Genomic DNA, 25,149 nt, shown 5'->3' with positions numbered 1-25,149 from the left:
AGTGTTGTTTCCTGGCGCCTGTTTTTCAGCTTCCGCGCTCCTTGTACCATGATTTTACTCAATTGATGAACCCATTACCTTATTGGAGCTGCTATGAAAGCTATTGCTATTACCCGCGCCGCGAAAGACGGCAGCAATATTGACGCGCTGCAGGACATTACGCTGCCAAAACCCGTTGCACAGGGCCACGACATCCTGGTGGCGGTGAACGCCATTTCCGTCAACCCGGTGGATACCAAAGTCCGCAGCGGCTTTAGCGGCGACACGCCTCGCGTGCTGGGCTGGGATGCGGTAGGCACCGTTGTGGAAACAGGCGAAGCCGTGACGCTGTTCAAACCAGGCGACGCGGTATGGTACGCCGGTTCGCTGACCCGCCCCGGCAGCAACAGCGAATATCAGCTGGTGGATGAGCGCATTGCGGCGCTTAAGCCTCAATCCGTAGAAAATGCCGCAGCGGCCGCGTTGCCGCTGACGGCGATCACCGCCTGGGAAATGCTCTTTGACCGCCTGGGCATTCAGGAAAACGGCAGCGAAGGTGAAGTACTGCTGATCGTCGGCGCGGCCGGTGGCGTGGGTTCTATCCTGACCCAGCTAGCCCGCAGGCTGACAAAAGTCACGGTCATTGGCACAGCTTCTCGCCCTGAAAGCCAGAAGTGGGTGACCGAGCTTGGCGCACACCACGTTATCGACCACAGCAAACCGCTGACCGAAGAGTTGCAGCGTATTGGCGTGAAGCACGTCACGCATGTTGCCAGCCTGACCAACACCGAGGAGCATTATGCCCAGCTGATCGAAGCGCTCATTCCGCAGGGGAAATTTGCGCTGATTGATGACCCGGTCGCGCTGGACGTTCGCGCGCTCAAGGCCAAAAGCATTTCGCTGCATTGGGAGTTTATGTTTACCCGTTCGATGTTCGTCACCAGCGATATTATTGAACAGCACAACCTGCTGACGCGCGTGGCGAAGCTTATCGACCAGGGCGTGTTGAGAACCACGCTTGGCGAACATTATGGCACGATTAACGCGGACAACCTGCGCCGCGCCCACGCGCTGCTGGAAACCGGGCGTGCGGTGGGCAAAATTGTGCTGGAGGGCTTCTGATATGGCGACGACGGAAACGCTGACCATTATTGCAATGCTGAAGGCGAAAGCCGGTCAGCAGGATAATCTGAAAGCCGCGTTGAAAGCGCTGGTTGCGCCGAGCCGCCTTGAACCGGGCTGCCTCGATTACACGCTGTTCCAGCTTCAACAAGCGCCTGATACGTTTTATGTCCGCGAGTCGTGGCGGGGCCAGCAGGCGCTTGATCTGCACAATTCGCTGCCTCACTTCCAGGCATTTGTGCAGCAGATGGACGCCCTGCTGGCGGAACCGCTGAAGCTGGTGCCGCTGGACGAAGTTGCCGTTTAACTTATATGCGCGGCGGCCAGGCGGGCCGCTGCAAAACACAAAGACTTATTCAGGAAAAATCATGAACATTATTGATGCTGCCTCCCGCCGTTATGCGACGAAAGCTTTCGATGCTGCTAAAAAAATTGCCGCCGAAGATGTGGATAAGATTAAAAATCTGCTGCGCCTCAGTCCTTCAAGCACCAACTCGCAGCCGTGGCACTTTATTCTGGCGAGCACGGATGAAGGCAAAGCGCGTATCGCGAAAGCGACCACCGGGCCTTACGCGGCAAACCAGCCCAAAGTGCTGGATGCTTCACATGTCGTGGTGTTCTGCGCGAAAACTACCTACGACGATGCTCATCTGCATACGCTGCTGCAAAAAGAGCAGGAAGACGGGCGTTTTGCCACCGAGCAGGCAAAAGAAGGGCAGCACAAAGGCCGCTCTTTCTATGCCAATAAGCACCGTTTTGACCTGAAAGATGCGCAGCACTGGATGGAGAAGCAGGTTTATCTCAACCTGGGCACGCTGCTGCTGGGCGTCTCCACCCTGAATATTGATGCCGTGCCGATTGAAGGGTTTGACGCCGCCGTGCTGGACGAAGAGTTTGGCCTGCGTGAGAAAGGCCTTACCAGCGTGGTGATGGTGGCGTTGGGCTACCGTAGCGTGGAGGACTTTAACGCCAGGCTGCCGAAGTCGCGCCTTGATTTTAGTCAGATCCTGACAGAGATCTAAGTGCGTGATGATAACGTGATTTAACTTTTATTTTCCCTGCGCGCAGGAATGGATATTAGGCCATTCCTGCGCTTATTCATCAGATTGGGGGCATTGAGGCGTGGAAAGAGGGGGGAAATGATCTATACTTTGCTCTCTTAATTCTACGGATGGCCATGGTTGTGAAGGACACGTATTATAATGACAGCAAGGTAAATTCATTAATTCAGCGCGAACTTGATGAATTTATTCTGAATTACAAACATACGACCTATGCGTATGCTGTGATGAATAAGAAAGACCCTTCCCAGATGCGTATTATCAATAACAATCCGCAATGGTTTAACATCTATCTCGAAAATAAATATCAGTTTATTGACCCGGTGATTGTGCGGTCTCTCAGCAGCCTCGAGGATTTCTCCTGGGACAGCGGCATGATGGTCTCTTCCGGGTATACGCTGAAACGTATTTTTGACGAAGGCTCGCAGCACAACATCGTTCAGGGGCATACGTATCCGCTGCATGACTATGTTAATAACCTTGTGGTGCTCTCGCTGATCAGCCATCAGCCTTCCGACGCTAACCTGACCGAAAACCGCGAAGCGGTGATTGCTTTCTTTATCAGGCTGCATCAAAAGATGCTGAATTTATACAGCGATATTCGGCAGAAAAAAAACGTCTTCCTGTCGCCGCGTGAGCAGCAAATTCTGCAGTGGGTTTATGCCGGCAAAACGTATGCGGAAATCGCCGTGATTCTCTCAATCACCGAGCGTACGGTAAAATTCCACATGGGCAATGCCATGAAAAAGCTGGGCGTAAACAATGCCCGCCACGCGGTCAAATTAAGTATCGAACTCCGCTTGCTGGACCTGAACGCCTGACCGAATTACTACAGGTGGTTGAGCTGTGTAAGCGTGTCGCGCAGCCATGCGCTGTTGTTGTCTTTATTGATAATGTCTTCGATAATCTGTTGATTGGCGGGCATAAAAATATAATAAACCGCCTCGCCCTTCTCTGAGAGCCCTTTCTGAATCACCTCAACCTTCCAGTCTGCCTGACGGAAAATGGCGTACATCCCACGACTGGTTACCGCGTGCATGCCGGGATAGCCGTTTTTAATGCAATACATAATCATCGCCAGGAATAAGGCTTTGCTGGCGGGCAGGGTGCGTAAATTACCGTCGTCACGACGTTCTTTGTCGAGGAATAATCGGGTGATTTCACAGCATGGAATATCTTTTGGTAAACTAATATTATTGAAATATTGATGAAATATTTCATCGGTCATTGTCGGGTATTTAGCGTCAATAAAGCGCGCGCCACAAAACAATTGGCCTTCCGACATGCCCATTAAATAAGTTGTATTCTCGTTATCGAACTGATCTCTTTCCAGATTGTCTTCACATTTCACATCCCATTCGAGCCGTTCATGAAATGTTTTTTTGCGTAACGCATACAGCTCCCGGGCAAGACCAGGGTGTAAATCATTATGATGACTTATAAAAAATTCAATTGCAGAACACATAGCGTATCCCTGTATGTGGAAGTCCCCCTGTACTTAAAGACAGCTTTTTTTTGCCTAAGGCCTTCTCTAAACTAAAAAAATCCTGACCGGCCGCGCCAACACGCAAACTGGTCAGGCGGTCAAAGACCTGAGCAACACCAAGGGAAATGTTCACAGATTATTATCTAGTACACCGATTTCCCGATGCACAAGATTGTAAGCACTTGTAATTTTACATTACGAAAAATAAAAATAAAGAAAATTAAGCCCTCGCTCATGCGGGGGCTTTTCTTTTATATCTCTCAGGATCGCTACACGTTCTCCGCCGTTCTCTACAATATGCCGCAATTCTTCGTGAAAATTTACTAACATAACGGCCTGCAGGCGGAAAATTATTTTATAAAACAGGGGGCTTTGATCGCGCGAAAAGCGTACGGCACAGTTGAATAGTAGCCGACGAATTAAAAAAGTGAATGTCTTGCGCGAGGGAAAAGTGAATTTTGTGAGGGCGTAAAGGCCGTATGAAAAATCCAGATGCAAAAAGCCCGCTTAAGGAAACTTAAGCGGGCTTCTTAAATATGGCTCCTCTGACTGGACTCGAACCAGTGACATACGGATTAACAGTCCGCCGTTCTACCGACTGAACTACAGAGGAATCGTGTGAACGGGGCGAATATTAGCGAGGGCGCTCTGGCTTGTCAAAGCCTGCAAGACATCTTTTGCATCGTTTGCCGATAAAACAATCAACCCCCGGCTAAAATCAGTCCCCGACATAACTTTACAGCGCAAAGATTGCCAATCTTTCACCAGCCGCTAAGATAGGCCGGGTTAAACAGTGAGGGCCTAATGGTAAAACAGCAGCGTATAGGAATATGGTTTCTTTGTCTGGCATGTGTCGTGGTACTGGTTTGTACCGCACAACGCATGGCGGGCCTGCACGCGTTGCAGATGCAAACCGTTGCCAGCGCCGTTGTTGCTCAGTCCGAAAGCCCACAGGCCGACAGTGATGCCCCGGTCACGCCCTGTGAGCTGAGCGCCAAATCACTGCTGAGCGTGCCGCCCGTATTATTTGACGGCGCTTTATTCGTGTTCTGCCTGCTGCTTTCACTGCTGGCGCCCGTGCGTTCCACGCGAATGCCGTTTTCCCCTCCAAGAGCGACTTCACCTCCCACCCTCAGGGTGCATCTACGTTTCTGCGTATTCCGTGAATGACAGACTGGCTGTTACCGACAGTTAGTTAATCATTTACGGAGAAAAAACATGTTTAATCGCTTCAGGCAGGCGCTGCTTTGCCTGCTTATGCTATGGCTGCCCGTATCCTGGGCGGCAGAGGCCGGCTGGCAACAATCACCGGATAACGATCACGCCAGCGTCAGGCTGCGCGCGGACACCACCGCCAATAACGAAACTCGTCTTCTGCTGGACGTAAAGCTTGAGAAAGGCTGGAAAACCTACTGGCGTTCGCCGGGAGAAGGCGGCGTTGCGCCGTCTATTGCCTGGCAAGAGGATATGCCAAAGGTGGAATGGTTCTGGCCCACGCCTGCGCGCTTTGACGTCGCCGGAATAACGACCCAGGGCTATCACGACCGGGTCACCATCCCGATGGTTATTCATGGCCGTGCGCCGGAAACCCTTCGCGGCGTGCTGACGCTTTCCACCTGCAGCAACGTTTGCCTGCTGACCGATTATTCCTTTACCGTCACCTCTACGGCTGCGGACGCTACGTTTGCTCACGACTTCGCTCAGGCGATGGGGCAGGTGCCGGTTGAAGGCGGGCTGACGGATTCGCTAAAAGCGGGCTACCGCCAGGGAAGCCTGGTTATCGACGCCGTGCGTGCCGGAGGCTGGACGAATCCGGGGCTTTATCTTGACCCACCGGAAGATACGGATCTGGGCAAGCCGACCTTCCGCATCGACGGCGACACGCTGCAGGCGACGGTGCCGGTGAGCGACGGCTGGGGCGAGGGTGCGCCAGATCTACGCGGTAAATCGGTCACTCTGGTGCTGGCTGACAGCGGCATCGCCCAGCAAAACACGCTCACTATTGGTTCGGCTCCCGCCGCTGCAGGCGGAAACGACGCGTTCCCGCTCTGGCAGGTGGTGCTGATGGCGCTGGTGGGCGGTCTTATCCTTAACCTGATGCCGTGTGTGCTGCCCGTGCTGGGCATGAAGCTCGGGTCTATTCTGCTGGTTCAGCAAAAAGACAGAAGTCTGGTGCGCCGCCAGTTTTTAGCCTCGGTGGCAGGGATTATCGCTTCCTTTATGGTGCTGGCGTTGTTGATGACCGTCCTGCGGCTGACCAACCAGGCGCTGGGCTGGGGCATCCAGTTCCAGAACCCGTGGTTCATCGGCTTTATGGCGCTGGTGATGCTGGTGTTCAGCGCCAATCTGTTTGGCCTGTTCGAGTTCCGACTTTCCTCCAATATGAACACTCGCCTGGCTACCCAGGGCGGCAACGGCATGGCCGGGCATTTCTGGCAGGGTGCTTTTGCCACGCTGCTGGCAACGCCGTGCAGCGCGCCTTTCCTCGGCACGGCGGTGGCCGTTGCGCTGACCGCTTCCTACCCGGTTCTGTGGGGGCTGTTCCTGGCATTGGGGCTGGGCATGAGCCTGCCGTGGCTGCTGATTGCGCTTCGTCCCGGCCTTGCCATGCGCTTACCGCGTCCGGGGAAATGGATGAACTGGCTGCGCCGCGTGCTTGGCCTGCTGATGCTCGGGTCGGCTATCTGGCTGGCAAGCCTGCTGCTGGTGCATTTCGGGGTTTCTGGCGGCAAGCCCGCGCAGGAAAATATTGCCTGGCAGCCGCTCAGCGAACAGGCGATTCAGGACGCGCTGGCGCAGCATAAACGTGTGTTTATCGACGTCACCGCCGACTGGTGTATCACCTGTAAAGCCAACAAATACAACGTGCTCAATAAAGAGGACGTGCAGGCCGTGCTGCAGGCTCCGGACGTGGTTGCCCTGCGCGGTGACTGGACGCTGCCGTCCCCGCAAATCACCGACTTTTTAAGAAGCCGCGGCCAGGTTGCCGTGCCTTTCAACCAAATTTATGGCCCAGGCCTGCCGGAAGGCAAAGTGCTGCCCACGCTGCTGTCACGCGACTCGGTGCTGACAACCCTGGATGAAGCCAAAGGAACAACCCCATGAAATACGCCTTGATTCTGATCCTCTCCCTGTTCTCCGGCCTGGCGCTGGCGGCAAAAGAACAGCCCGCTCCGTTTTCCGCCGAGCAGCAAAAGCAGCTGGAAGTGCTGATTGAGCAGGCGCTGTTTAATGACCCGGCCAGCCCGCGCTTCGGCGCTAAAAAACCGCTATTAACCCTGGTGAACTTCACCGATTACAACTGCCCGTACTGCAAGCAGCTCGACCCGATGCTGGAGAAGATTGTGCAGAAATATCCCGATGTGGCGGTGATTGTGAAGCCGCTGCCGTTTAAGGGAGAAAGCTCCGTGCTGTCGGCGCGAACCGTGCTGACCACCTGGCGTCAGCATCCCGAACAGTTTCTGGCGCTGCATGAAAAGCTGATGCAGAAGAAGGGCTATCACGATACGGCGAGCATCGCGGTAGCCGTTGAAAAGAGCGGAGCAACCCCGGTAAAGCCGGATGAAAAAAGCATGGAAACCTTAAGCACCAACCTTCAATTAGCGCGCATCGTCGGCGTGCAGGGCACGCCAGCCACCATTATTGGCGATGAAATGATCCCCGGTGCGGTGCCGTGGGAAACGCTGGAAGAAGTGGTCAAAGAAAAGCTGGCGGCCGCCCGTGGCAAGTAAGCTGCGGCGCTGGCTGCGAGAAGGATTAATTCTGCTGGTGCTGCTGGCGGGCGTGATGCTGGTAATGGACTGGTGGCGCGCACCTCAGTCACCTCCCGCTTTTGACAGCACCCCGCTGTACACGCTAGACGGGCAAAACGTCACGCTCGGTGCGCTGAGTGCGGATCGCCCGCTGCTGGTTTACTTCTGGGCCAGCTGGTGCGCGGTGTGCCGTTTTACCACGCCGGACGTGGCGAAGCTGCAGGCCGAAGGGCAGAACGTGATAACCATTGCGCTCCGCTCCGGCAATGAAAGCGAAGTTTCCCGCTGGCTGGCGCGTAAAGGCGTGAGCTTCCCGGTTATTAACGACGCCGACGGCGCAATATCCCGCAGCTGGCAGATTGACGTGACGCCAACGCTTGTCGTGGTGGATAAAGGCAAGGTGGTGTCTACAACCAGCGGCTGGACGAGCTACTGGGGAATGAAAATGCGCCTGTGGTGGGCCGGGGTGTGAATAACCGTGTCGGTTTATAACCGGCACGCTGTTTTCAGTCTCAGAAATGCACCCTCGTGGTGCATTCATACCTCTTATGGGGCATAAGCAAAACCCCAGTTTCATTAATCATCCCCGAAGGCTTTATTAGTTTCTCTTATTATCCAGCCTGTTATCGTGTTTGTGCCGTAAACGAGAAATGTGGCAAGCATATTGCAAAACCTTCTACGACATCACTGCCATGACTGGCGCTGGCATTCCGTAATAGGGGGCAAAATGAATTTAAGACGACTGAAGTACTTCGTAAAAATCGTTGATATTGGCAGCCTGACCCAGGCGGCAGAAGTACTGCATATCGCACAGCCGGCGCTCAGCCAGCAGGTTGCCACCCTGGAAGGGGAGCTGGATCAGCAGCTGTTGATCCGCACCAAACGAGGCGTAACGCCGACGGAAGCGGGAAAAATTCTTTATGCTCATGCGCGGACCATTCTGCGCCAGTGTGAGCAGGCGCAGCTGGCGGTTAATAACGTCGGCCAGACCATTAACGGGCACGTCTCCATTGGCCTGGCGCCGGGGATGGCTGCCTCCTCTATTACCATGCCGCTGCTGCAGGCCGTGCGTGCCGAGTTGCCGGATGTGCAGGTTTATCTGCATGAAAACAGCGGGTCGCAGCTTAACGACAAACTGCTCAGCGGGCAGCTTGATATGGCCGTTCTGTATGACCGCACGCCAACGGCCGGGCTAACCAGCCAGCCGCTGCTGAAAGAAGATTTGTTCCTGGTGGGCACCCGTGACTGCCCGGGCACGACGATAGATTTGTCTGACGTTGCCGCCATGGATCTTTTCCTGCCACGCGACTACAGCGCGGTGCGCAAACGGGTGGATGAGGCTTTTTCCCTGCGCCGCCTGACGGCAAAAATCATCGGCGAAATCGAGTCAATTTCGACGCTAACTGCGGCGATTGCCAGCGGTATGGGCGTGACCGTGCTGCCGGAATCTGCGGCTCGTTCGCTTGCCGATTCGGCCAGCGGCTGGATGGCACGCATCACCAGTCCGTCGCTAAATTTACCGCTGTCGCTGAACCTTTCCGCGCGTTTACCGCTTTCCCCTCAGGCCCAGGCGGTAAAAGAAATTCTTATGTCTCTGGTGACCCGCCCGGCGCTGGAAAATCGCGAGCTGATGCTGGTGGGTTAAGTTCGCTTATTACTAAATGGAATAGGTTGCTGGTTTTTATTATTTGTCCCGCCGGGGCTGTGACTTTAACAATGGTGTAAAGAACAGTCACGATCCCGGGGGCGATGTGAACTTCCAGCAACTTAAAATAATCCGCGAGGCGGCGCGGCGGGACTACAATCTCACCGAAGTCGCCAACATGCTTTTCACCTCTCAGTCTGGCGTCAGCCGTCATATTCGCGAGCTTGAAGAAGAGCTGGGCATTGAAATATTCATTCGTCGCGGCAAACGGTTATTAGGTATGACCGAACCGGGCAAGGCCCTGTTAGTGATCGCCGAACGCATTCTTAATGAAGCCAGTAACGTTCGTCGCCTGGCCGATCTCTTCACCAATGACACCAGCGGCGTGTTAACGATAGCCACGACCCACACCCAGGCTCGATATAGCCTCCCGGTGGTGATCAAAGCCTTTCGCGCATTATTCCCCGAAGTTCGCCTCGAGCTTATTCAGGGTACGCCACAGGAAATTGAATCCCTGCTGCACAGCGGGGCGGCTGATATCGGCATCGCCAGCGAACGCCTGAGCACCGACCCGCTGGTGGTCGCCTACCCGTGGTTCCGCTGGTATCACAGCCTGCTGGTGCCGCAGGGGCATCCGCTGATTCATACCAGCCCGCTGACGCTGGATGATATCAGCCGCTGGCCGCTGATCACCTATCGCCAGGGGATAACCGGCCGTTCACGCATAGATGAGGCGTTTGCCCGCAGAGGCCTGACGGCTGATGTGGTGCTTAGCGCCCAGGACTCCGACGTGGTGAAAACCTACGTCGAGCTCGGCCTGGGGATTGGGCTGGTGGCCGACCAGGCCAGCGGTGAAGAAGGGAGTCTGGTACGCCTGGACACTCGCCATCTGTTTGACGCCAACACCGTGTGGCTTGGCATTCGACGCGGGCAGCTGCAGCGAAACTATGTCTGGCGCTTTATTGAATTGTGCAACCCGGAGCTTTCGGTCGACGAAATTAAGCGCCTGGCGCTTGAGCCCGAAGAACCCGCCATCGATTATCAAATCTGACATGCCCATACCTTATTTGTGGTATTCGGGCTGTTGTTAATGAAACATTAAATAATTAAATAAAGCGGCGCGCGGTGAATTTATATTTACCGCGCGCTTGCTGTATTTTTAAAAATAGTGTTGAGAAAGTTTCTCGCTGAGAAAAATAAGACAGAAAAACGCTCCCTATCGCAAATTATCGATCAATTGCGATTAAATTAATAGCTCCCAGCTATCTATGTGGCCTGACCATACGAAAAAACCGATCAAATTCATAAAGTTAATCAGAATATATCCGATAAGCCTGTACGAGGTGCTTCCATCCCTTTGTGCTATTTATTTTCTGCTGTTTCGACCGCAGAGGATTTTGCGCATTCATAAAAATACGCTTCCCAAGGGAGAAAAAATGTCACTACATGATGTAAAAATTCGCAGCAAATTAACGCTGACGATCGCTATTTTTATTGTGCTGATGGTATTCAGCTCGGGGCTTTCTTTACTCAGCCTCAGCAGGGCAAATACCGGCATCCAGACCATTGTTAACAGTGATTACCCGACGACCGTTAAAGCCAACGATCTGATCGATAGTTTCCAGGAGTTTGTGAATACGCAGCAGCTGATGCTGCTGGACGAAGCGGGCGTCTTTCGCCAGAAGTCAGAAAAGCACCTGGCCGAAATTAGCGCGCACATTACCGCGCTGCTGGCCGATTTAAACAAATCCAGCACCGACGCGGCTTCACAAAAAGCATTGCAGGAGCTGACTGGCATCCGTAAAGAGTATCTGGACTCGCGTTTTCGTATTTTACAGGCGGTGCAGCAGAACAACCGGGCCGGCGCGCTGCAGGAAATGATGGCCACTACCATTCAGATTCAGGAAAAATACAAAGATAAGGTGCAGGAGCTTATCGTCATCCAGAACCAAAAGATGGCGGCCGCCGGGCAGCAGGTGGATAAAGATTACCGCTCCAACCGGCTCGTCACCGTCCTGCTGACGCTGCTGAGCATTGCGCTGGGTACCCTGATTGGCATGTTCATCGTGCGCTCCATCACCCGCCCGCTGGTTCAGGCCGTTGAGTTTGCCGAGGCGATTGCGGAAGGTGACCTTACTGGCAGCATCACGGTGACCCATAAAGACGAAACAGGCGAACTGCTGCAGGCGCTGATGAGCATGAAAGTGCGCCTGCAAGAGATTGTCCATCAGGTTCAGCAGGGCTCGGAAACTATCTCTTCTGCCGCCGCGCAAATCGTGGCCGGTAACCAGGACCTGGCGGCGCGTACCGAAGAGCAGGCCAGCTCGGTAGAGGAAACGGCTGCTTCTATGGAGCAGATTACCTCTACGGTGAAAAACACCTTTGACCACACCAACGAGGCAACCAAACTCTCATCCGAAGCCGCATCGGTGGTGAAAAACAACGGCCAGATGATGTCTCAGGTCACCAGCAAAATGCGCGTGATTAACGAAACCTCTAATCGTATGTCGGACATCATTAACCTTATCGATTCCATTGCGTTCCAGACCAATATTCTGGCGCTGAACGCGGCGGTGGAAGCGGCTCGCGCGGGTGAGCACGGCCGCGGTTTTGCGGTGGTGGCCGGTGAAGTTCGCCAGCTGGCGCAGAAAAGCGCCTCGTCCGCGAGCGAGATCAGAAGCCTGATTGAAAACTCGACCACCCAGACCCGTGAAGGGATGGGCCTGGTGGAGAAAGCCAACGCGCAGATTGCCGGTATGATCGAAAACGTGCAGGAAATGAACACCATCCTCGGCGAAATCAAGCAGGCAAGCCAGGAGCAAACCGACGGCATTTCCCAGATCAACAGCGCCATTGGCATGATTGACTCAACCACCCAGCAGAACTCCGCGCTGGTGGAAGAGTCGGTGGCGGCGGCGGCGTCGCTTAACGACCAGGCAAAACAGCTGCGTGACCTGGTGCGCGTGTTCCGCCTGCAATAACCTTTCATCCCTCCTTTAAGCCAGCGCCCGCTGGCTTTTTTCATTTCTACCGTCTGCTTTTTTCGCTTCCGGCATGACAACATTCATCATTGTTGTTATGTTATAACATATCAATAATAACGACATGGTCGGTAAGGAGTTGCAATGTCATCGTTTACACAGGCCCACAAAGGGGCGAAAAAGCTGCCCGTTACCGTGCTGTCCGGTTTTTTGGGCGCCGGGAAAACCACGCTGCTGAACCATATTTTAAACAACCGGGAAGGGCGCAGGGTGGCGGTGATCGTCAACGATATGTCCGAGGTGAACATCGACGCGGCGCTGGTGCGTGAGGGAGGCTCGAGCCTGACGCGCACCGACGAGAAGCTGGTGGAGATGAGCAACGGCTGCATTTGCTGCACGCTGCGCGAAGACCTGCTGGTGGAAATTAGCCAGCTAGCCAGAGAGGGCCGCTTTGATAACCTGGTGATTGAGTCAACCGGGATTTCTGAACCGCTGCCGGTCGCCGAGACGTTTACCTTTGTGGACGACAAGGGTGAGAGCCTGTCCGATATCGCGCTGCTCGACACCATGGTGACGGTGGTGGACGGATATAACTTCCTTCGTGACTATGAATCTTACGAGAGCATTCAGTCGCGCGGGGAATCGATGGGGGAAGAAGACGAGCGCACGGTGGTTGACCTGCTGATTGACCAGATCGAATTTTGTGATGTGCTTGTCCTCAATAAAACCGATCTTATTAGCGACGAAGAGAAGCGCCGCCTGATGTCCATGCTGCATTCCCTTAACCCGAGGGCAAAAATTATTACTTCGGCGTTTAGCGAGGTAAGCCTGGACCAGGTGCTGAATACCGGCCTGTTTGATTTTGACGCCGCCGCACAGGCTCCGGGCTGGCTCAAAGAGCTGCGCGGGGAGCACACGCCCGAAACGGAAGAATACGGCATTCGCAATTTTGTCTTTCGCGCTCGTCGTCCCTTCCATCCGGCACGTTTCCAGATGGTGACCGACGGTGGGCTAAAAGGCGTTATTCGCTCCAAAGGCTTTTTCTGGCTGGCGAGTCGCCCTCATCATGCCGGATCCTGGTCCCACGCGGGCGGCGTGATGCGTCAGGGGCTGGCGGGAATGTGGTGGGCTGGTATTCCCCGTGAACGGTGGCCGCAGGACCCAGAAAGTCTCCAGCACATTTTAAACAACTGGGAAGACGGCATCGGCGATGCGCGGCAGGAAATTGTCTTTATCGGTATTGATATGGATGAGGCTGTTTTGCGTGAGAAGCTGGAATATGCGCTGCTCACCGATGCCGAGATGGCGGAAGGCCCCAAAGCCTGGGCACGCTATTACGATCCGATAGATGCCTGGTTTGACTGACCGAATGCCCGGCCGCCCGTTTGCAGGCGGCCGGGCTATCTGGCTTAGTGCAGTTCTACGGCGTAGTCGTCTACCGGGGTGATTTTCTTGATCAGCTTGTTATCAAACAGGAACTGTTCGTAAGCCTGGTAGCGTGCACGATCGAGTTTTGCCGGGTCAGCGGCAAACAGCGGCAGGCTTGCCTGCCAGGCCTGTTTGTTCAGCTCGGTATTCAGCTCCGCGTGGGCTTTAGCAAATGCCTGCCAGGTTTCCTGCGGATGCGCCTGCAGGTACTCGTTGCCTTTTTTCAGCGCGGCGAGGAATTTTTTGATCTTTGGCTCGTTGGCCGCGTTGCGGTTCGCCACGAAAATCAGCTCATCGTAGGCCGGGACGCCGTAGTCCTCGACGTTAAACACCGTCGGCGTTTTACCCTGAAGTTTAAGCTCCAGCGCTTCGATATTGCGATAGCCGCCGATCACCGCATCCACCTGGCCCGCCAATAGAGCGCTGGTCAGCTGGAAGTTAACGTTTATCAGCTTCATTTCTTCCGGCCTGATGTGCTCATGCTCAACCATGGTGGCAAGCGTCGCCTGCTCAATACCGCTCACGGAATACCCTATTTTTTTGCCCTTGAGATCCGCCGGCGATTTGATGTTTTGATCCAGCGTCATCACCGTATTCAGCGGCGAGTTTATCAGCGTGCCCACGCGCACCAGCGGCAGGCCCTGGTCGGCAAAGAAATGCAGCTGCGGCTGGTAGGTGATGGCCAGGTCGGCCTGCCCGGCGGCGACCAGGCGTGGCGGCAGGGCAGGGTCGGACGGTGGGATAATCTTCACATCCAGTCCCTCAGCTTTAAAAGCGCCTATCTGTTCGGCGACCATGATCGGCGCGTGATCGGGATTGATGTACCAGTCGAGCACCAGCGTCAGCTTTTCGGCGGCGGAGGCCTGGGCGGCAAAGGCAGCGGTGAGCAGCAGGCCACAAATCGTTTTTTTCATTTTAATTGGTTCCTTAATTAAGACGGTTATTCAGTGTTTTCAGGCGACCAGGCGATCAACCGCCGCAGCAGGACATCTACCGCCAGCCAAAGCAGAACGGTCATCAGGACTAAAATAAACAGCGCGGCAAAACAGACGTCGGTTTGCATACGGGCGTTGGCGTTGAGCATGACGTAGCCCAGCCCTTCGGCAGAGCCGACCCATTCGCCAATAATTGCCCCGATGGGGGCCACTGCGGCCGCCATGCGCAGGCCTGATCCAAAAGCAGGCAGCGCCGCCATCAGCCGCACGTGCCTCAGCTGTGCCCAGCGCGAAGCGCCCATGGTGCGGGCCAGGTCCAGATAGTCGTTGTTCACCCGACGCAGCCCGTCAAAGAACGACGACACCACCGGGAAGAAGATAACCAGTACGGCCATCGCCACTTTGGCGCTCATGCCAAAGCCAAACCACAGCACCAGCAGCGGAGCCAGGGCGAAGACCGGGATTGCCTGACTGGTGAGCACCAGCGGCATTAGCCAGCGCTGCAGGCGGGGGGAAAACATCATGCCCAACGCCAGGCCTGCGCCGAACAGCACGCCGAGGACAAGGCCGCTGATAATCTCTGAGGCGGTGACCAGCGTGTGCCAGACGAGATAGTCGCGGCCATGCCATAACGCCAGCGCCACCGCCGAAGGTGAAGGCAAAAGAAAGGCGGGAATATTGCCGAGGGTGAGCAGATACCAGAGCAGCAGCAACCCGGCGAAGACGGTCAGCCCCCGGCACAGGCGAGTAGCATGACTTTCTGAGGGTGACCTCATTCTGCGGCCCTCATCAGCTGTTGCAGCAGGCTGGCCTGGCTTTTCAGCAGGTCAACATCGTCCGGCGCGCGAGGCGGTTGCCCGGCAATAACATGCGTATCATCGATGCCCGCAGGCCAGCGGGACAGCACCAGCAGGCGGTGGCTGAGCCGACAGGCTTCCATAGGATCGTGGGTGATCAGCAGCACGGTGTTTTTTACCAGCAGCTCCGCCGCCAGATCCTGAATCGCCGTTCGGGTAATGGCGTCCAGCGCCGAAAACGGCTCGTCCATCAGCACTATCGGCCGCCGTTCGTAGAGCGTTCTGGCGATAGCTGCGCGCTGCCTCATACCACCCGACAGCGCGACGGGCAAAGCTTTGGCATAGCCCGCCAGCCCAACCTGCTCAAGCAAATGCGCCGTCCACTGGCGATCAACAGTCTCGCCACGCAGGCGCGAACCCAGGGCCACGTTCTGCTCGATGTTCAGCCAGGGATAAAGCAAATCTTTCTGCCCCATCCAGGCTATGCGCCCGGCAACGGGCTGGCCGTCGCTGCAGGTCACGTTTCCGGCACTGGCCTGCGCCAGCCCGGCGATAATCTTCAGCAGGCTGGTTTTACCGGCACCGCTCGCGCCCAGCAGGGCAACGAAGCTCCCGCCAGGAATATCAAAATTCAGCCCTTCAAAAATGGTCTGGCTGCCAAACCGCAGGCTGAGATCGCGAACCTGAATGCCCGGCGAGGTATGGCTTTCGGTCATGAGGCATTCAGCCCCATTTGCCAGAACGCGGATTCAAGCTGCGTTGCGGTGGTGAATATTTGCGAAAGCTCGGCGAAGCGGCTCTCTGCCCCGCGCTGACGCCCTACGGTTTCAAGTAGCTGAACAGCGGCCTGCACCCCGGCCAGATAGCCCTCATCGCCATAGTTACGGATCCAGGTGGCGTAGGGGTTGCCCTCCATTACCGTGTCGGGGCTGTGCAGCAAGCCAAGTCCGATTTCGGCATAGCCAGCCACGCAAGGCAGCAGGGCGGCCAGCAGATCGAGCGCGTCACCTGAATGGCCGATATCCAGCACGTAGCGGGTGTAATTCATGGTTTCCGGTGCTTCCGCCTGGGCGGCCATCTGCTCCTCGTCTAAACCCCAGCTTGCACACCAGGCCACGTGGAGCGGCAGTTCAGAAACTATTGCATTCAGAGAGGCGGTCGCGGCGCGCATTTCGGGCAGCGTGCGGAGCTTGCTCACCAGAAGGGCATAGGCACGGGCAAAGTGGATCAGGAAAAGGTAATCCTGGGTCAGATAGCGCTGAAATGCTGCTTTGGGCAATGTTCCGGCGGCAAGCTGCTGCAGAAAAGGATGATCGACGTAATCCTGCCAGTGGCGACCGGCCTGCTGACGCAGCCGTCCGTAAAGACCGTTTTCGAAAAGTGGGGTGTACATGGGACCTCCTGTGTAAGTGGAGATCCGGGCGCGCAGAGGTATGAACAGGCAATAACACAGGCGAAATTGCCGACCGTCCCTTCGCTGGCATGACCCAGATCAGGTTCAAAGGGTTCGGCTTACGCCATCTCAGCCCATACAGGACACCCCTCGGAGGTGCCTGTTATACGACATTTACTTTTTGATTACAATCGTCAGGCGCTGTGCCTGGCCCCGATCAAACCGGTGATTCGTTTAGTGCGGTATCTCAATATTTTGCTGGCGTTTGGGGCGAAACTTTTGTCACTGTAGGCCGATTACCCCGAGTCTAAGGACGATATCCGATGAAAAAGATTGGCTTTCTCTCGTTTGGCCACTGGTCGCCCTCCGCCCAGTCCGGCACGCGCTCTGCGGCAGACACGCTGCTGCAATCTATCGACCTTGCCGTTGCCGCAGAAGAGCTTGGCGCGGACGGCGCTTACTTCCGCGTGCATCACTTCGCTCGCCAGCTAAGCTCGCCATTTCCGCTGCTGGCAGCCATTGGGGCAAAAACTAAACGTATTGAAATCGGCACTGGCGTTATCGATATGCGTTATGAGAATCCGCTTTATATGGTGGAGGATGCCGGTGCTGCCGACCTGATTTCCGGCGGACGCCTGCAGCTCGGGATAAGCCGCGGCTCTCCTGAGCAGGTGATCGACGGCTGGCGCTACTTTGGCTATGTGCCTGGAGAAGGGGAAACCGAGGCCGATATGGCTCGCCGCCATACCGAGGTGTTCCTCGAAGCGCTGAAAGGCGAAGGCTTTGCCGAGCCGAACCCGCAGCCGATGTTCCCCAATCCTCCGGGGTTGTTGCGCCTTGAGCCGTTTTCTGCCGGACTGCGCGAGCGAATCTGGTGGGGAGCAAGCTCCAACGCGACAGCTGTGTGGGCCGCGCAGTCAGGGATGAACCTGCAAAGCTCGACGCTGAAAACCGATGAAACCGGCGAGCCGTTCCATATCCAGCAGGCGAAGCAAATCCGCGCCTATCGTGCCGCCTGGAAAGAGGCGGGCCATGCGCGTGAGCCGCGCGTTTCCGTCAGCCGCAGCATCTTCGCGTTAATGGATCAGCGTGACCGCAACTACTTTGGCGGCAGCGGCAAAGAAGGCGACCAGGTGGGCTACATCGACCCACAAACCCGGGCTATTTTTGGCCGCAGCTATGCCGCCGAACCGGAACTGCTCATTAAGCAACTGGCGCAGGATGAAGCGATTGCCGAAGCCGATACGCTGCTGTTAACCGTGCCAAACCAGCTGGGCGTGGACTATAACGTGCACGTAATCGAATCTATTCTGAAGCACATCGCGCCGGAACTGGGCTGGCGGTGAACTTCGAAGATATTGTGCTGAGCGACGCGCTGAATAAAGACCTGCATGATTTAAGCTGACGTCTGTATGTTTCCAGGCCTGCCGTGGGAGACCCGGCGGGCTTTTCTATTTTGGAAAAACAAAAGGCAGGCCTACTATTTTTGGTAGGTTATGGTTTTTATTTAGCGGCATTGAATCGTATTAGAAGAGGTTATTATATACGGCACATTACCGTACTGAATAAGCCAGATAACTGGCGTTTACATATAAACATTATAAAGGGATAGCGTTGTGTTGAAGAGACTGGTCACGGGGCAACTCAGTTTGCCGATGACGTTTTGGGGATGGGGTTTTTGCGGGGGATTTCTTCTTGGGCTCGTAGGTATCGTCGGGATACATGCCAACCTCCCTGCTCTGGTGCCGCTGAGCTATCTGCTTAAAATAGTGCTGTTTAGCGCGGTATTATCCGGCGTGACATGCATTCTTCGCAGAAAAATCACCGTATTTGGCGTGCTCGCATTTCTGGTTGTCCTCGTGCAGGTCGTCATGGGCGTCGTGATGGCCGTTGGGCTTTCTTCTTTGTTATTCCAATAACCCGTGGCTGTAGCTGATAAATCCAGGCGGTCACCGTCCTGCCATCAAGCGTGGTGACATCAATCTCTACACGATCGTAACCGGCCTCGAACTCATCCAGCATCGGCCAGTGTTCGTGCAGGTTGGGAGATATAAACAGATAGCCGTGCACCTCCGGGCCGTTCTTGTCCAGCAAGATGCCGGGAAAATCGGCGGCGGCTCCCCAACCTTTTTCATAAAAAGTCCCGTTCACGTAGCCAGGCCGCCACTCTCCGCCGATGTTCTCCATGATATGTGCATTAACATGGCCGGGGCGAAGCGTGCCGTAAACAAACAATGATTCCATTTTTCTTCCTCGTGCAGAGCAGCTAAATCAGGGGTAGGGAAGGGGATTTAACATACGGCGTAATTGGGCGGCTGGCAACGGGAAAGCCTTTCTCAAGTGTTTAGTATTTCTGGCTGACATTAGCTTAGACAACAGTTGACTGAGTATGTGGTTATGTGTGAGGTATACCTTCGCTGTTAGTGATAAATCATAATAATGCGCGCATGTTTAGATGATTTCGTTATTTAATTCGTAAGAGATATGTTTTTTTGTTGGATTGTTTTTATCAGGTGAAGATGTTGATGACTGAGTTATAGGATATAACAACCTGTACTGTATGGAATCAACATGTAAAGCACGGCTTAAGATACATTGGTCGATTTGGGGGTTTTATATAAATTACAATTAGAATAACCCCAAAAAAATAGCTAAGATACCGACATTCTGATGTTGAATGCCTCCGACCTATCATAGGCTGGATGCTCAATACGTCTTCAAGAAACCTGTGGAACATCTGCTATGAATGATAACGAAGATTCACTATTTAAGAATAATAGTCTTTCCCTTCAGCAAAAACTCGAACGAGCGCGCATGGAGCTTCTTGACTTATCTGCGCGTAATAAACTCCTAAATATACCAAAATCTAAGACAGCGAAACTTTTGGAAATTACTGACGAGAGGTCTACTGAGATCTATCGTCTTCTCGTACAAGAAGGCAAAGCATTCACTTTTTTGCCAGGACGAGCGGGTAGAAAAGGAGAGTTAATTGATGTTGAAGAGATGGAAAACGATCCTGATGCGGTGAACATAAATGAAGCATCACTCATTTTTGATGATGATATTGCCCCAAATGCTATCCGTGCCGAGCATCAGGACACTAAGCTTCAAACAAGATTGACTCTCCAGGGGCTGCAAAAAAAATTGCTGGATCTATACCATGACGCCAGAACATTAGAGGAAGAACAAGGTGTAAATATTCTCTATTTAACATTGGGCTCCTTAAAATGGATCGATCCTAACAATAAAGAGAACGTAAGGTATGCACCTTTAATCCTGATTCCTGTTTCTCTTGAGCGCGGAACCGTTGGTGAAAGATTTAAACTGCGGGCAAGGCAAGATGAAATTATTGAAAACCTTTCTCTGGAAGCTTATCTCCAGCGAACTCATGAAATTATACTGCCCAAGCTCAATACAGATGATGCGTTTGATCTTTCCAGATACATCGATGAAATTGCCCAGGCAGTACAGGTAAAATCAGATTGGGGTGTTCAGGAAAACGATATCACGCTGGGATTTTTTTCCTTCGCTAAGTTTCTAATGTATCGTGACTTAGACCCGGAAAACTGGCCTGAAGGCGATAACATCACGGCCCAACCTCTTATACAATCCCTAATGGTTGATGGGTTTGATGAACCAGATGAGAGACTCCATGATGATACACCTATAGATCCTTTCATCCTTCCGAAAGATATGCTCCATATTATGGATAGCGATACTTCTCAAACCCTTGCTATCCACGACGTGCGTCAGGGGAAAAACTTGATTATCCAGGGGCCGCCTGGAACAGGGAAGTCCCAGACAATAGCCAATGTTATTGCTTCAGCTGTCGCGGACGGGAAAACAGTTTTGTTTGTTGCTGAAAAAATGGCCGCGCTTGAAGTTGTTAAACGTCGTCTCGACTATGCAGGAGTGGGAGATGCTTGCTTAGAACTACACAGTAATAAGGCAAACAAAAAAGTTTTTCTGGAAGAGTTAAAAAGGGTCTGGGAGTTAGGATCGCCTAGAGGGGAATTCCCTGAAGCACTAGTTGAAAATTTAACAGATGCCAGGGACAAACTGAATGAGCATCCGGCAAGGCTGCACAAAATATATCATCCCTCGACATTCACACCTTATCAGGTCATGGGCAATCTGGTTCGGTTACGTCAGTCAGGTCATGCAGCTCCTGATTTTAGTCTCGAAAAATTTGAAAACTGGAATGCCGACGATTTCAACAAGCGACTTGATCTTGTAAGAGAAATAGTTGAAAGAATTCAGGATATTGGTATTCCCGATCGTCACCCGTGGAATGGCGTTGGTCTTGAGCAGATTTTGCCAATGGATCTGGAAAAATTGCTTGTGCGTTTGCAACATCTGGAAGATAACGTTGAACGTTTTGCTGATGATATGGCCAGTCTGTCAGAAAAACTGGAGGTGATACCCGTTCCAGATTTATTCTCTTCAGTTAGCGAATTAGTTGATATAGCAGAGTGTATAAAGAAAGCACCTGACTTATCAGCCCGGGCCCTGACTTCAACCAGTTGGCAAGATGAAATGCCTGCTATTAAGCGACTTGTTGTATTAGGCAAAGAGTATCAGCTAGCCCGATTAAACCTTGAAAATGACATCATTGCCGAAGAAATTGAAACGCCTGTCGATGAACTTGAAGAGTCTCTGGCAACACTTCCAGGAGATTTCCAGATAAGTGGTTTTACCGCCGCGCGTGCTCTGGAAAAACAGTTAGCGAAGTTACGGCTTGATGCTTCCCGCTTACATGAAGAACTTGGTACTCAGGAAGGATATTACACGATTCAGGAAATTGAGCGGCTAATAGCTTTGGGGGAAAGGATTGCAGCGGCCCCTGACGCCAGTCCCGATGCATTTATTGCATCAGTATGGGATCATGGCGTGGAAAAGGCAGCAGAACTTGTTGAGTCAATTACTTCTTTTAAATCGATCAGTGAATCTATTGATTCTAAAATGAATGAGATTTCCTGGAATACAGATGTGATGGCGGCCAGAAATTATTTGGCGAGCCATACCGGTATTTTTAAATTTTTGAGCGGTGACTGGAGAAAAGCAAAGGCGCTTGTAGGGTCTTTATTGCGCGATCGTTCTCTGCCCATGGACCAGCAATTGGTATTACTGGATGCGTTAATTGTAGCCCAGGGTGAGAGGAAAAAAATCAAGGAAGGCAATGACTTTGGTCAGTCAGCTTTTGGTCGTGATTGGCGTGGTGAAAAAAGCGACAGTGTTTCTTTAATGGCATTAGTTGAATGGATGAGAACGCTGCGTGGTGTTGGAACTGAAGCGAGGCTATTAGCCAGTCGACTTATTGATCGTGAAGGCGTTAAGCTTCGTTCGCAGCAGCTCAACCAGCTATTACTGCAGGTGAGGACTCAGTTAGACATATTATGGAATGCCTTTGGTTTATCAGCCGAGGAGCATTTTTCAAACCAAATATCGATCACTCGAGTGTCGCTTGTCTTCATTGAAGAAATAATTCAAAAGCTTATTCATATTGATGAACAGTGTGCTCGTGTAATGGTGACGCCACCAGTTAATATCGATGAGCGTAGCCAGTTAATTATTCGTTTGATTGAGCTACAAAATCGGATTGCGGAAATACGAGCGGAACACTCTCTGGGTTCAAATGCTTTTGATGAGCATTGGAAATCGTTGTCATCCGACTGGGATTATCTGGCGCAGGCCTATGTATGGCTTGAAGACAATAGTGCACTACGTTTTGTTGCGGCTAAACAGGCAAACAGAAAAGAAACCGCCGAATATGCGCAAGCAACACATCTGGTTAGCCGTAAGCTCAGGACTGAGCTTGAAGCTGTTGCGGTGGATTTAAGGGGCACGGTAGAACATCTGTATGGTTCAGTTTCTGAAACATTAAATATCTCAGCTGTACGCGAAAAACTTCGTACATGGATTTCGAATTCAGAACAACTTTCTAAATGGGTTGCTTATCAGCACCGCATTACTCAGGCCAGAGCATATGGTTTATCTGAGGTAGTTGAAAATCTCGCTAGTGGGAGTCTGGCTCTGGATTCCGCTATTCCAGTTGTTGAGCGTACCTATTTTGAGTCGTTACTTAAAATAATGGCTTCAGAGGAGCCTGATTTGGTTCGTTTTGATGGTGAGCTTCATTCTCGTCAGGTCAGAGGATTTGCTGAGCTCGATCTTAAACGCATCAAAGCTGCCAGCCTTGAAGTTGCCCGCGCACATCATCGGCAAATACCCGCCAGGACTGGTGGTGTTGGCCCTGTGGGGATACTACGCTCGGAAATGGTGAAAAAAAGAGGCCATTTGCCGATCCGTCAATTAATGCTAAAGGCTGGCGTGGCTATTCAAGCATTAAAGCCAGTGATGATGATGAGCCCATTATCCGTTGCCCAATTCCTGATCCCCGGGAAACAAAAATTCGATCTTCTTGTTATGGATGAAGCAAGTCAGATACAGCCAGTTGATGCGATTGGTGCAATTGCTCGCTGTAAACAGGTTGTGGTTGTAGGTGATGAAAGACAGCTCCCTCCAACACGATTCTTCGCGAAAATGACAGAATCTGCGGAAAATGAGGATGATGACTTATCGCAAGTTTCTGACATAGAAAGCGTTCTGGGGTTATTTGTTGCCAGGGGATTACCTCAGCGTATGTTGAGATGGCACTATCGAAGCCGCCATCAATCATTAATTGCAGTATCAAATAACCAGTTCTACGAAAATAAACTCTTTATTGTACCGAGCCCCTACACGCAGGAAGCGGGAATGGGCCTGCAATTTCATCATATTCCCGATGGCGTTTTCGAATCTGGCGGTAAGGGAACTAATACTATAGAAGCAAAAGCCGTCGCTAAAGCGATTATGGAGCATGCTCGTAGATATCCTGAACAATCACTCGGTGTTGCAACCTTCTCAGTGTCACAACGTAAGGCTATACAGGACGAACTAGAGTTATTACGACGTTTAAACCCCGATCTGGAGACATTCTTTAATGCTCATCCGAGTGAACCATTCTTCGTTAAAAACCTTGAGAACGTGCAGGGCGATGAACGTGATGTAATTATGATTTCTGTCGGGTATGCCAGAAATGCACAAGGGTATATAGCAATGCGCTTCGGCCCCTTGGGAGCCGAAGGTGGTGAGCGACGGTTGAATGTTCTGATAAGTCGGGCCAAACGGCGATGTGAAGTCTACGCATCCATTACAGATGAAGATATTGATTTAGAGCGGGCAAAAGGGAAGGGCGTTTTCGCCTTCAAACTCTTCCTGCAATATGCGCGTACGGGACGAATATCGCTTGCTCAGCGTTCAGAAAAAGAAATGGATAGTGTATTTGAAGAACAGGTTGCTGAAGCGCTGCAAAAAGCCGGTTACCAGGTCCATCCTCAGGTAGGTATCGCTGGTTTCTTCATCGATTTAGCCATCGCAGATACTGATATGCCAGGGCGATATTTAATGGGGATTGAATGTGATGGTCGCGCTTACCACTCATCGCGTTCAGCTCGTGAACGCGATCGTCTTCGCCAGGCTGTACTAGAAGATCATGGATGGATTATCCATCGAATCTGGAGTACTGACTGGTTCCAGCGCCCTGAAGAGCAGCTGGCACGCACACTTCAAGCGATTGAATCCGCTAAAAAAGAGCTTTCAGAACGAAGCGAAGAAGTACGACAAAGAGCACGAGCGGTACCTGTTGAAATTGTTACCGTTGATAGAGGCCCGGTTGTCGAAATCGGCTTTGTTGATTCTGAAACTTCACGTGAATCTCATCACACGTATGTAGAGGCGACGCTTGTTGCTCATCTGGGTTACGAATTACATGAGACGCCGTTAGGAATTCTTAGTGAAATGGTAGAACAGATAATTGAGGTTGAGTCCCCGGTGCATGTGAGTGAGGTGATAACCAGATTACGAACGGCCTGGGGATTACAACGTGCTGGAGCCAGAATTGAAGCCGTTGTTAATAGAGCTATCAGCCTGGTATGCGGTAAAGAAGATATTGATCGTGATGGTCAATTCTTGATGCATAAAAAATCAACGATGATTTTAAGAAACAGGCAGAATGTTGAGTCGCCAGGGCTGCGTAAATCTGAAATGTTACCTCCTCAAGAAATTGCTGCCGGAATCATTGAGGTTGTAGGAAATAATTATGGCGCAACTGAAGATGAAATTGTCACCTCGATTTCCAGAAAACTTGGGTTTAAGGCAACCAGCGGAACATTACGTAAGGTGATTGTAGATGTCATCGAGCAACTCCTTTTAAAAGGTACTTTGATAAAAGAAGATGCGTTGATTATTGAAAATAAAGCAATAGTTACAGATTGATTTCTGAGTTAAGAGCAACTCAAAGAAACATCTTTGAGTTGCCACTCTAGTGGATAGCAGCACAGCAAAAAGCCCGCTTAGTTTCCTAAGCAGGCTTCTCAAATATGGCTCCTCTGACTGGACTCGAACCAGTGACATACGGATTAACAGTCCGCCGTTCTACCGACTGAACTACAGAGGAATCGTTTGAACGGGGCGAATATTAGCTTTAGCCATAAAAACTGTCAACAGTAAAAGTAACGCATTAATTCATA

At 52.5% G+C, this 25,149-nt stretch carries 21 protein-coding genes, 2 tRNA genes and 1 riboswitch; of the genes, 15 read left to right on the top strand and 8 right to left on the bottom strand.

Translation table 11 applies throughout. The annotated features are described in order from the left end of the window. Positions 1 to 93 precede the first annotated feature (93 nt). From ACE38U_RS02000 to ACE38U_RS01985, 4 genes are all read left to right on the top strand, one after another. Positions 94 to 1,101 (top strand): zinc-binding alcohol dehydrogenase family protein, encoded by a 1,008-nt coding sequence (locus ACE38U_RS02000; RefSeq protein ID WP_375529061.1) that lies wholly within the window; start codon positions 94 to 96, stop codon positions 1,099 to 1,101. Position 1,102: 1 nt separating this feature from the next. Then, positions 1,103 to 1,408 (top strand): putative quinol monooxygenase, encoded by a 306-nt coding sequence (locus tag ACE38U_RS01995; RefSeq protein ID WP_038481459.1) that lies wholly within the window; start codon positions 1,103 to 1,105, stop codon positions 1,406 to 1,408. A gap of 61 nt (positions 1,409 to 1,469) precedes the next feature. Then, positions 1,470 to 2,123 (top strand): oxygen-insensitive NAD(P)H nitroreductase, encoded by a 654-nt coding sequence (nfsB, locus tag ACE38U_RS01990; protein ID WP_038481462.1) that lies wholly within the window; start codon positions 1,470 to 1,472, stop codon positions 2,121 to 2,123. A gap of 149 nt (positions 2,124 to 2,272) precedes the next feature. Continuing rightward, a complete protein-coding gene (locus ACE38U_RS01985; protein ID WP_375529060.1) occupies positions 2,273 to 2,983 on the top strand; it encodes a helix-turn-helix transcriptional regulator in 711 nt (236 codons plus the stop codon). Between the two features lie 8 nt (positions 2,984 to 2,991). On the opposite strand, the gene ACE38U_RS01980 is transcribed toward ACE38U_RS01985, so the two are convergent. Both ACE38U_RS01980 and ACE38U_RS01975 read right to left on the bottom strand, forming a co-directional pair. Next, the gene (locus ACE38U_RS01980; RefSeq protein WP_038481465.1) at positions 2,992 to 3,627 is read right to left on the bottom strand and encodes an acyl-homoserine-lactone synthase; all 636 of its coding nucleotides are present in this window, start codon (positions 3,625 to 3,627) and stop codon (positions 2,992 to 2,994) included. A 558-nt stretch (positions 3,628 to 4,185) separates the two neighbouring features. After that, positions 4,186 to 4,261, bottom strand: a tRNA-Asn gene (locus tag ACE38U_RS01975). Positions 4,262 to 4,452: 191 nt separating this feature from the next. On the opposite strand from ACE38U_RS01975, the gene ACE38U_RS01970 reads away from it, so the two are divergent. The 8 genes from ACE38U_RS01970 (at position 4,453) to zigA (ending at position 13,391) form a co-directional block, all read left to right on the top strand. Then, on the top strand, positions 4,453 to 4,818 hold the full coding sequence (locus ACE38U_RS01970) for a hypothetical protein (protein ID WP_038481471.1): 366 nt from the start codon (positions 4,453 to 4,455) through the stop codon (positions 4,816 to 4,818). A 48-nt stretch (positions 4,819 to 4,866) separates the two neighbouring features. Beyond that, a complete protein-coding gene (locus ACE38U_RS01965; protein WP_375529059.1) occupies positions 4,867 to 6,753 on the top strand; it encodes a protein-disulfide reductase DsbD family protein in 1,887 nt (628 codons plus the stop codon). After that, entirely contained in the window at positions 6,750 to 7,379 is a 630-nt protein-coding gene (locus tag ACE38U_RS01960) for a DsbA family protein (RefSeq protein WP_375529058.1), read from the top strand. Before ACE38U_RS01965 ends, ACE38U_RS01960 begins: the two co-directional genes overlap by 4 nt. Beyond that, a complete protein-coding gene (locus tag ACE38U_RS01955) occupies positions 7,369 to 7,872 on the top strand; it encodes a protein disulfide oxidoreductase (protein WP_375529057.1) in 504 nt (167 codons plus the stop codon). The genes ACE38U_RS01960 and ACE38U_RS01955 overlap by 11 nt, the downstream gene beginning before the upstream one ends. Positions 7,873 to 8,127: 255 nt before the next feature. Beyond that, the gene (gene nac, locus ACE38U_RS01950; RefSeq protein WP_038481483.1) at positions 8,128 to 9,045 is read left to right on the top strand and encodes a nitrogen assimilation transcriptional regulator NAC; all 918 of its coding nucleotides are present in this window, start codon (positions 8,128 to 8,130) and stop codon (positions 9,043 to 9,045) included. A 106-nt stretch (positions 9,046 to 9,151) separates the two neighbouring features. Beyond that, entirely contained in the window at positions 9,152 to 10,096 is a 945-nt protein-coding gene (cbl, locus tag ACE38U_RS01945; protein ID WP_038481486.1) for an HTH-type transcriptional regulator Cbl, read from the top strand. A gap of 385 nt (positions 10,097 to 10,481) precedes the next feature. After that, positions 10,482 to 12,026, top strand: a complete 1,545-nt coding sequence (locus ACE38U_RS01940; RefSeq protein ID WP_375529056.1) for a methyl-accepting chemotaxis protein — start codon at positions 10,482 to 10,484, stop codon at positions 12,024 to 12,026. A 144-nt stretch (positions 12,027 to 12,170) separates the two neighbouring features. Continuing rightward, positions 12,171 to 13,391: a zinc metallochaperone GTPase ZigA gene (gene zigA, locus ACE38U_RS01935; protein ID WP_176982046.1), complete on the top strand. Its 1,221-nt coding sequence runs from the start codon at positions 12,171 to 12,173 to the stop codon at positions 13,389 to 13,391. Positions 13,392 to 13,435: 44 nt separating this feature from the next. Here zigA and ACE38U_RS01930 read toward each other — a convergent pair whose 3' ends face one another. From ACE38U_RS01930 to tenA, 4 genes are read right to left on the bottom strand one after another with little or no spacing between them, the layout of a single operon-like run. After that, complete coding sequence (locus tag ACE38U_RS01930; RefSeq protein ID WP_176982047.1) at positions 13,436 to 14,368, bottom strand: ABC transporter substrate-binding protein; 933 nt, start codon at positions 14,366 to 14,368, stop codon at positions 13,436 to 13,438. 26 nt (positions 14,369 to 14,394) lie between these two features. Next, positions 14,395 to 15,165 (bottom strand): ABC transporter permease, encoded by a 771-nt coding sequence (locus ACE38U_RS01925; protein WP_375529055.1) that lies wholly within the window; start codon positions 15,163 to 15,165, stop codon positions 14,395 to 14,397. Further along, on the bottom strand, positions 15,162 to 15,902 hold the full coding sequence (locus ACE38U_RS01920; RefSeq protein ID WP_375529054.1) for an ABC transporter ATP-binding protein: 741 nt from the start codon (positions 15,900 to 15,902) through the stop codon (positions 15,162 to 15,164). Before ACE38U_RS01920 ends, ACE38U_RS01925 begins: the two co-directional genes overlap by 4 nt. After that, a complete protein-coding gene (gene tenA, locus ACE38U_RS01915) occupies positions 15,899 to 16,579 on the bottom strand; it encodes a thiaminase II (RefSeq protein ID WP_375529053.1) in 681 nt (226 codons plus the stop codon). Before tenA ends, ACE38U_RS01920 begins: the two co-directional genes overlap by 4 nt. Before the next feature lie 59 nt (positions 16,580 to 16,638). After that, positions 16,639 to 16,740, bottom strand: a riboswitch (TPP riboswitch). Between the two features lie 162 nt (positions 16,741 to 16,902). Here tenA and ACE38U_RS01910 point away from each other — a divergent pair. Continuing rightward, positions 16,903 to 17,925 (top strand): LLM class flavin-dependent oxidoreductase, encoded by a 1,023-nt coding sequence (locus ACE38U_RS01910; RefSeq protein WP_375529052.1) that lies wholly within the window; start codon positions 16,903 to 16,905, stop codon positions 17,923 to 17,925. Positions 17,926 to 18,195: 270 nt separating this feature from the next. Continuing rightward, positions 18,196 to 18,498, top strand: coding sequence for a hypothetical protein (locus ACE38U_RS01905; protein ID WP_375529051.1), 303 nt, complete (start codon positions 18,196 to 18,198; stop codon positions 18,496 to 18,498). On the opposite strand, the gene ACE38U_RS01900 is transcribed toward ACE38U_RS01905, so the two are convergent. Further along, positions 18,449 to 18,823, bottom strand: a complete 375-nt coding sequence (locus ACE38U_RS01900; protein ID WP_375529050.1) for a gamma-glutamylcyclotransferase family protein — start codon at positions 18,821 to 18,823, stop codon at positions 18,449 to 18,451. The genes ACE38U_RS01905 and ACE38U_RS01900 overlap by 50 nt on opposite strands. Positions 18,824 to 19,321: 498 nt before the next feature. Between ACE38U_RS01900 and ACE38U_RS01895 the strand changes: the two genes are divergently transcribed. After that, positions 19,322 to 24,895, top strand: a complete 5,574-nt coding sequence (locus ACE38U_RS01895; protein WP_375529049.1) for a DUF3320 domain-containing protein — start codon at positions 19,322 to 19,324, stop codon at positions 24,893 to 24,895. Positions 24,896 to 25,000: 105 nt separating this feature from the next. Here the strand turns inward: ACE38U_RS01895 and ACE38U_RS01890 are convergent. Further along, a tRNA-Asn gene (locus ACE38U_RS01890) sits at positions 25,001 to 25,076 on the bottom strand. Positions 25,077 to 25,149 lie beyond the last annotated feature (73 nt).

Source organism: Cedecea selenatireducens (assembly GCF_042138895.1).
In the GTDB taxonomy this organism is placed as follows: Bacteria; Pseudomonadota; Gammaproteobacteria; order Enterobacterales; family Enterobacteriaceae; genus Cedecea; species Cedecea selenatireducens.
This window is presented reverse-complemented; position numbering and strand designations above follow the sequence as displayed.

Bases quoted from the DNA above. Each gene is read 5' to 3' on its own strand.
- ACE38U_RS02000 (WP_375529061.1), top strand. From the start codon at position 94: ATGAAAGCTATTGCTATTACCCGCGCCGCGAAAGACGGCAGCAATATT.
- ACE38U_RS01995 (WP_038481459.1), top strand. From the start codon at position 1,103: ATGGCGACGACGGAAACGCTGACCATTATTGCAATGCTGAAGGCGAAA.
- nfsB (WP_038481462.1), top strand. From the start codon at position 1,470: ATGAACATTATTGATGCTGCCTCCCGCCGTTATGCGACGAAAGCTTTC.
- ACE38U_RS01985 (WP_375529060.1), top strand. From the start codon at position 2,273: ATGGCCATGGTTGTGAAGGACACGTATTATAATGACAGCAAGGTAAAT.
- ACE38U_RS01980 (WP_038481465.1), bottom strand. From the start codon at position 3,627: ATGTGTTCTGCAATTGAATTTTTTATAAGTCATCATAATGATTTACAC.
- ACE38U_RS01970 (WP_038481471.1), top strand. From the start codon at position 4,453: ATGGTAAAACAGCAGCGTATAGGAATATGGTTTCTTTGTCTGGCATGT.
- ACE38U_RS01965 (WP_375529059.1), top strand. From the start codon at position 4,867: ATGTTTAATCGCTTCAGGCAGGCGCTGCTTTGCCTGCTTATGCTATGG.
- ACE38U_RS01960 (WP_375529058.1), top strand. From the start codon at position 6,750: ATGAAATACGCCTTGATTCTGATCCTCTCCCTGTTCTCCGGCCTGGCG.
- nac (WP_038481483.1), top strand. From the start codon at position 8,128: ATGAATTTAAGACGACTGAAGTACTTCGTAAAAATCGTTGATATTGGC.
- ACE38U_RS01940 (WP_375529056.1), top strand. From the start codon at position 10,482: ATGTCACTACATGATGTAAAAATTCGCAGCAAATTAACGCTGACGATC.
- zigA (WP_176982046.1), top strand. From the start codon at position 12,171: ATGTCATCGTTTACACAGGCCCACAAAGGGGCGAAAAAGCTGCCCGTT.
- ACE38U_RS01930 (WP_176982047.1), bottom strand. From the start codon at position 14,368: ATGAAAAAAACGATTTGTGGCCTGCTGCTCACCGCTGCCTTTGCCGCC.
- ACE38U_RS01925 (WP_375529055.1), bottom strand. From the start codon at position 15,165: ATGAGGTCACCCTCAGAAAGTCATGCTACTCGCCTGTGCCGGGGGCTG.
- ACE38U_RS01920 (WP_375529054.1), bottom strand. From the start codon at position 15,902: ATGACCGAAAGCCATACCTCGCCGGGCATTCAGGTTCGCGATCTCAGC.
- tenA (WP_375529053.1), bottom strand. From the start codon at position 16,579: ATGTACACCCCACTTTTCGAAAACGGTCTTTACGGACGGCTGCGTCAG.
- ACE38U_RS01910 (WP_375529052.1), top strand. From the start codon at position 16,903: ATGAAAAAGATTGGCTTTCTCTCGTTTGGCCACTGGTCGCCCTCCGCC.
- ACE38U_RS01900 (WP_375529050.1), bottom strand. From the start codon at position 18,823: ATGGAATCATTGTTTGTTTACGGCACGCTTCGCCCCGGCCATGTTAAT.
- ACE38U_RS01895 (WP_375529049.1), top strand. From the start codon at position 19,322: ATGAATGATAACGAAGATTCACTATTTAAGAATAATAGTCTTTCCCTT.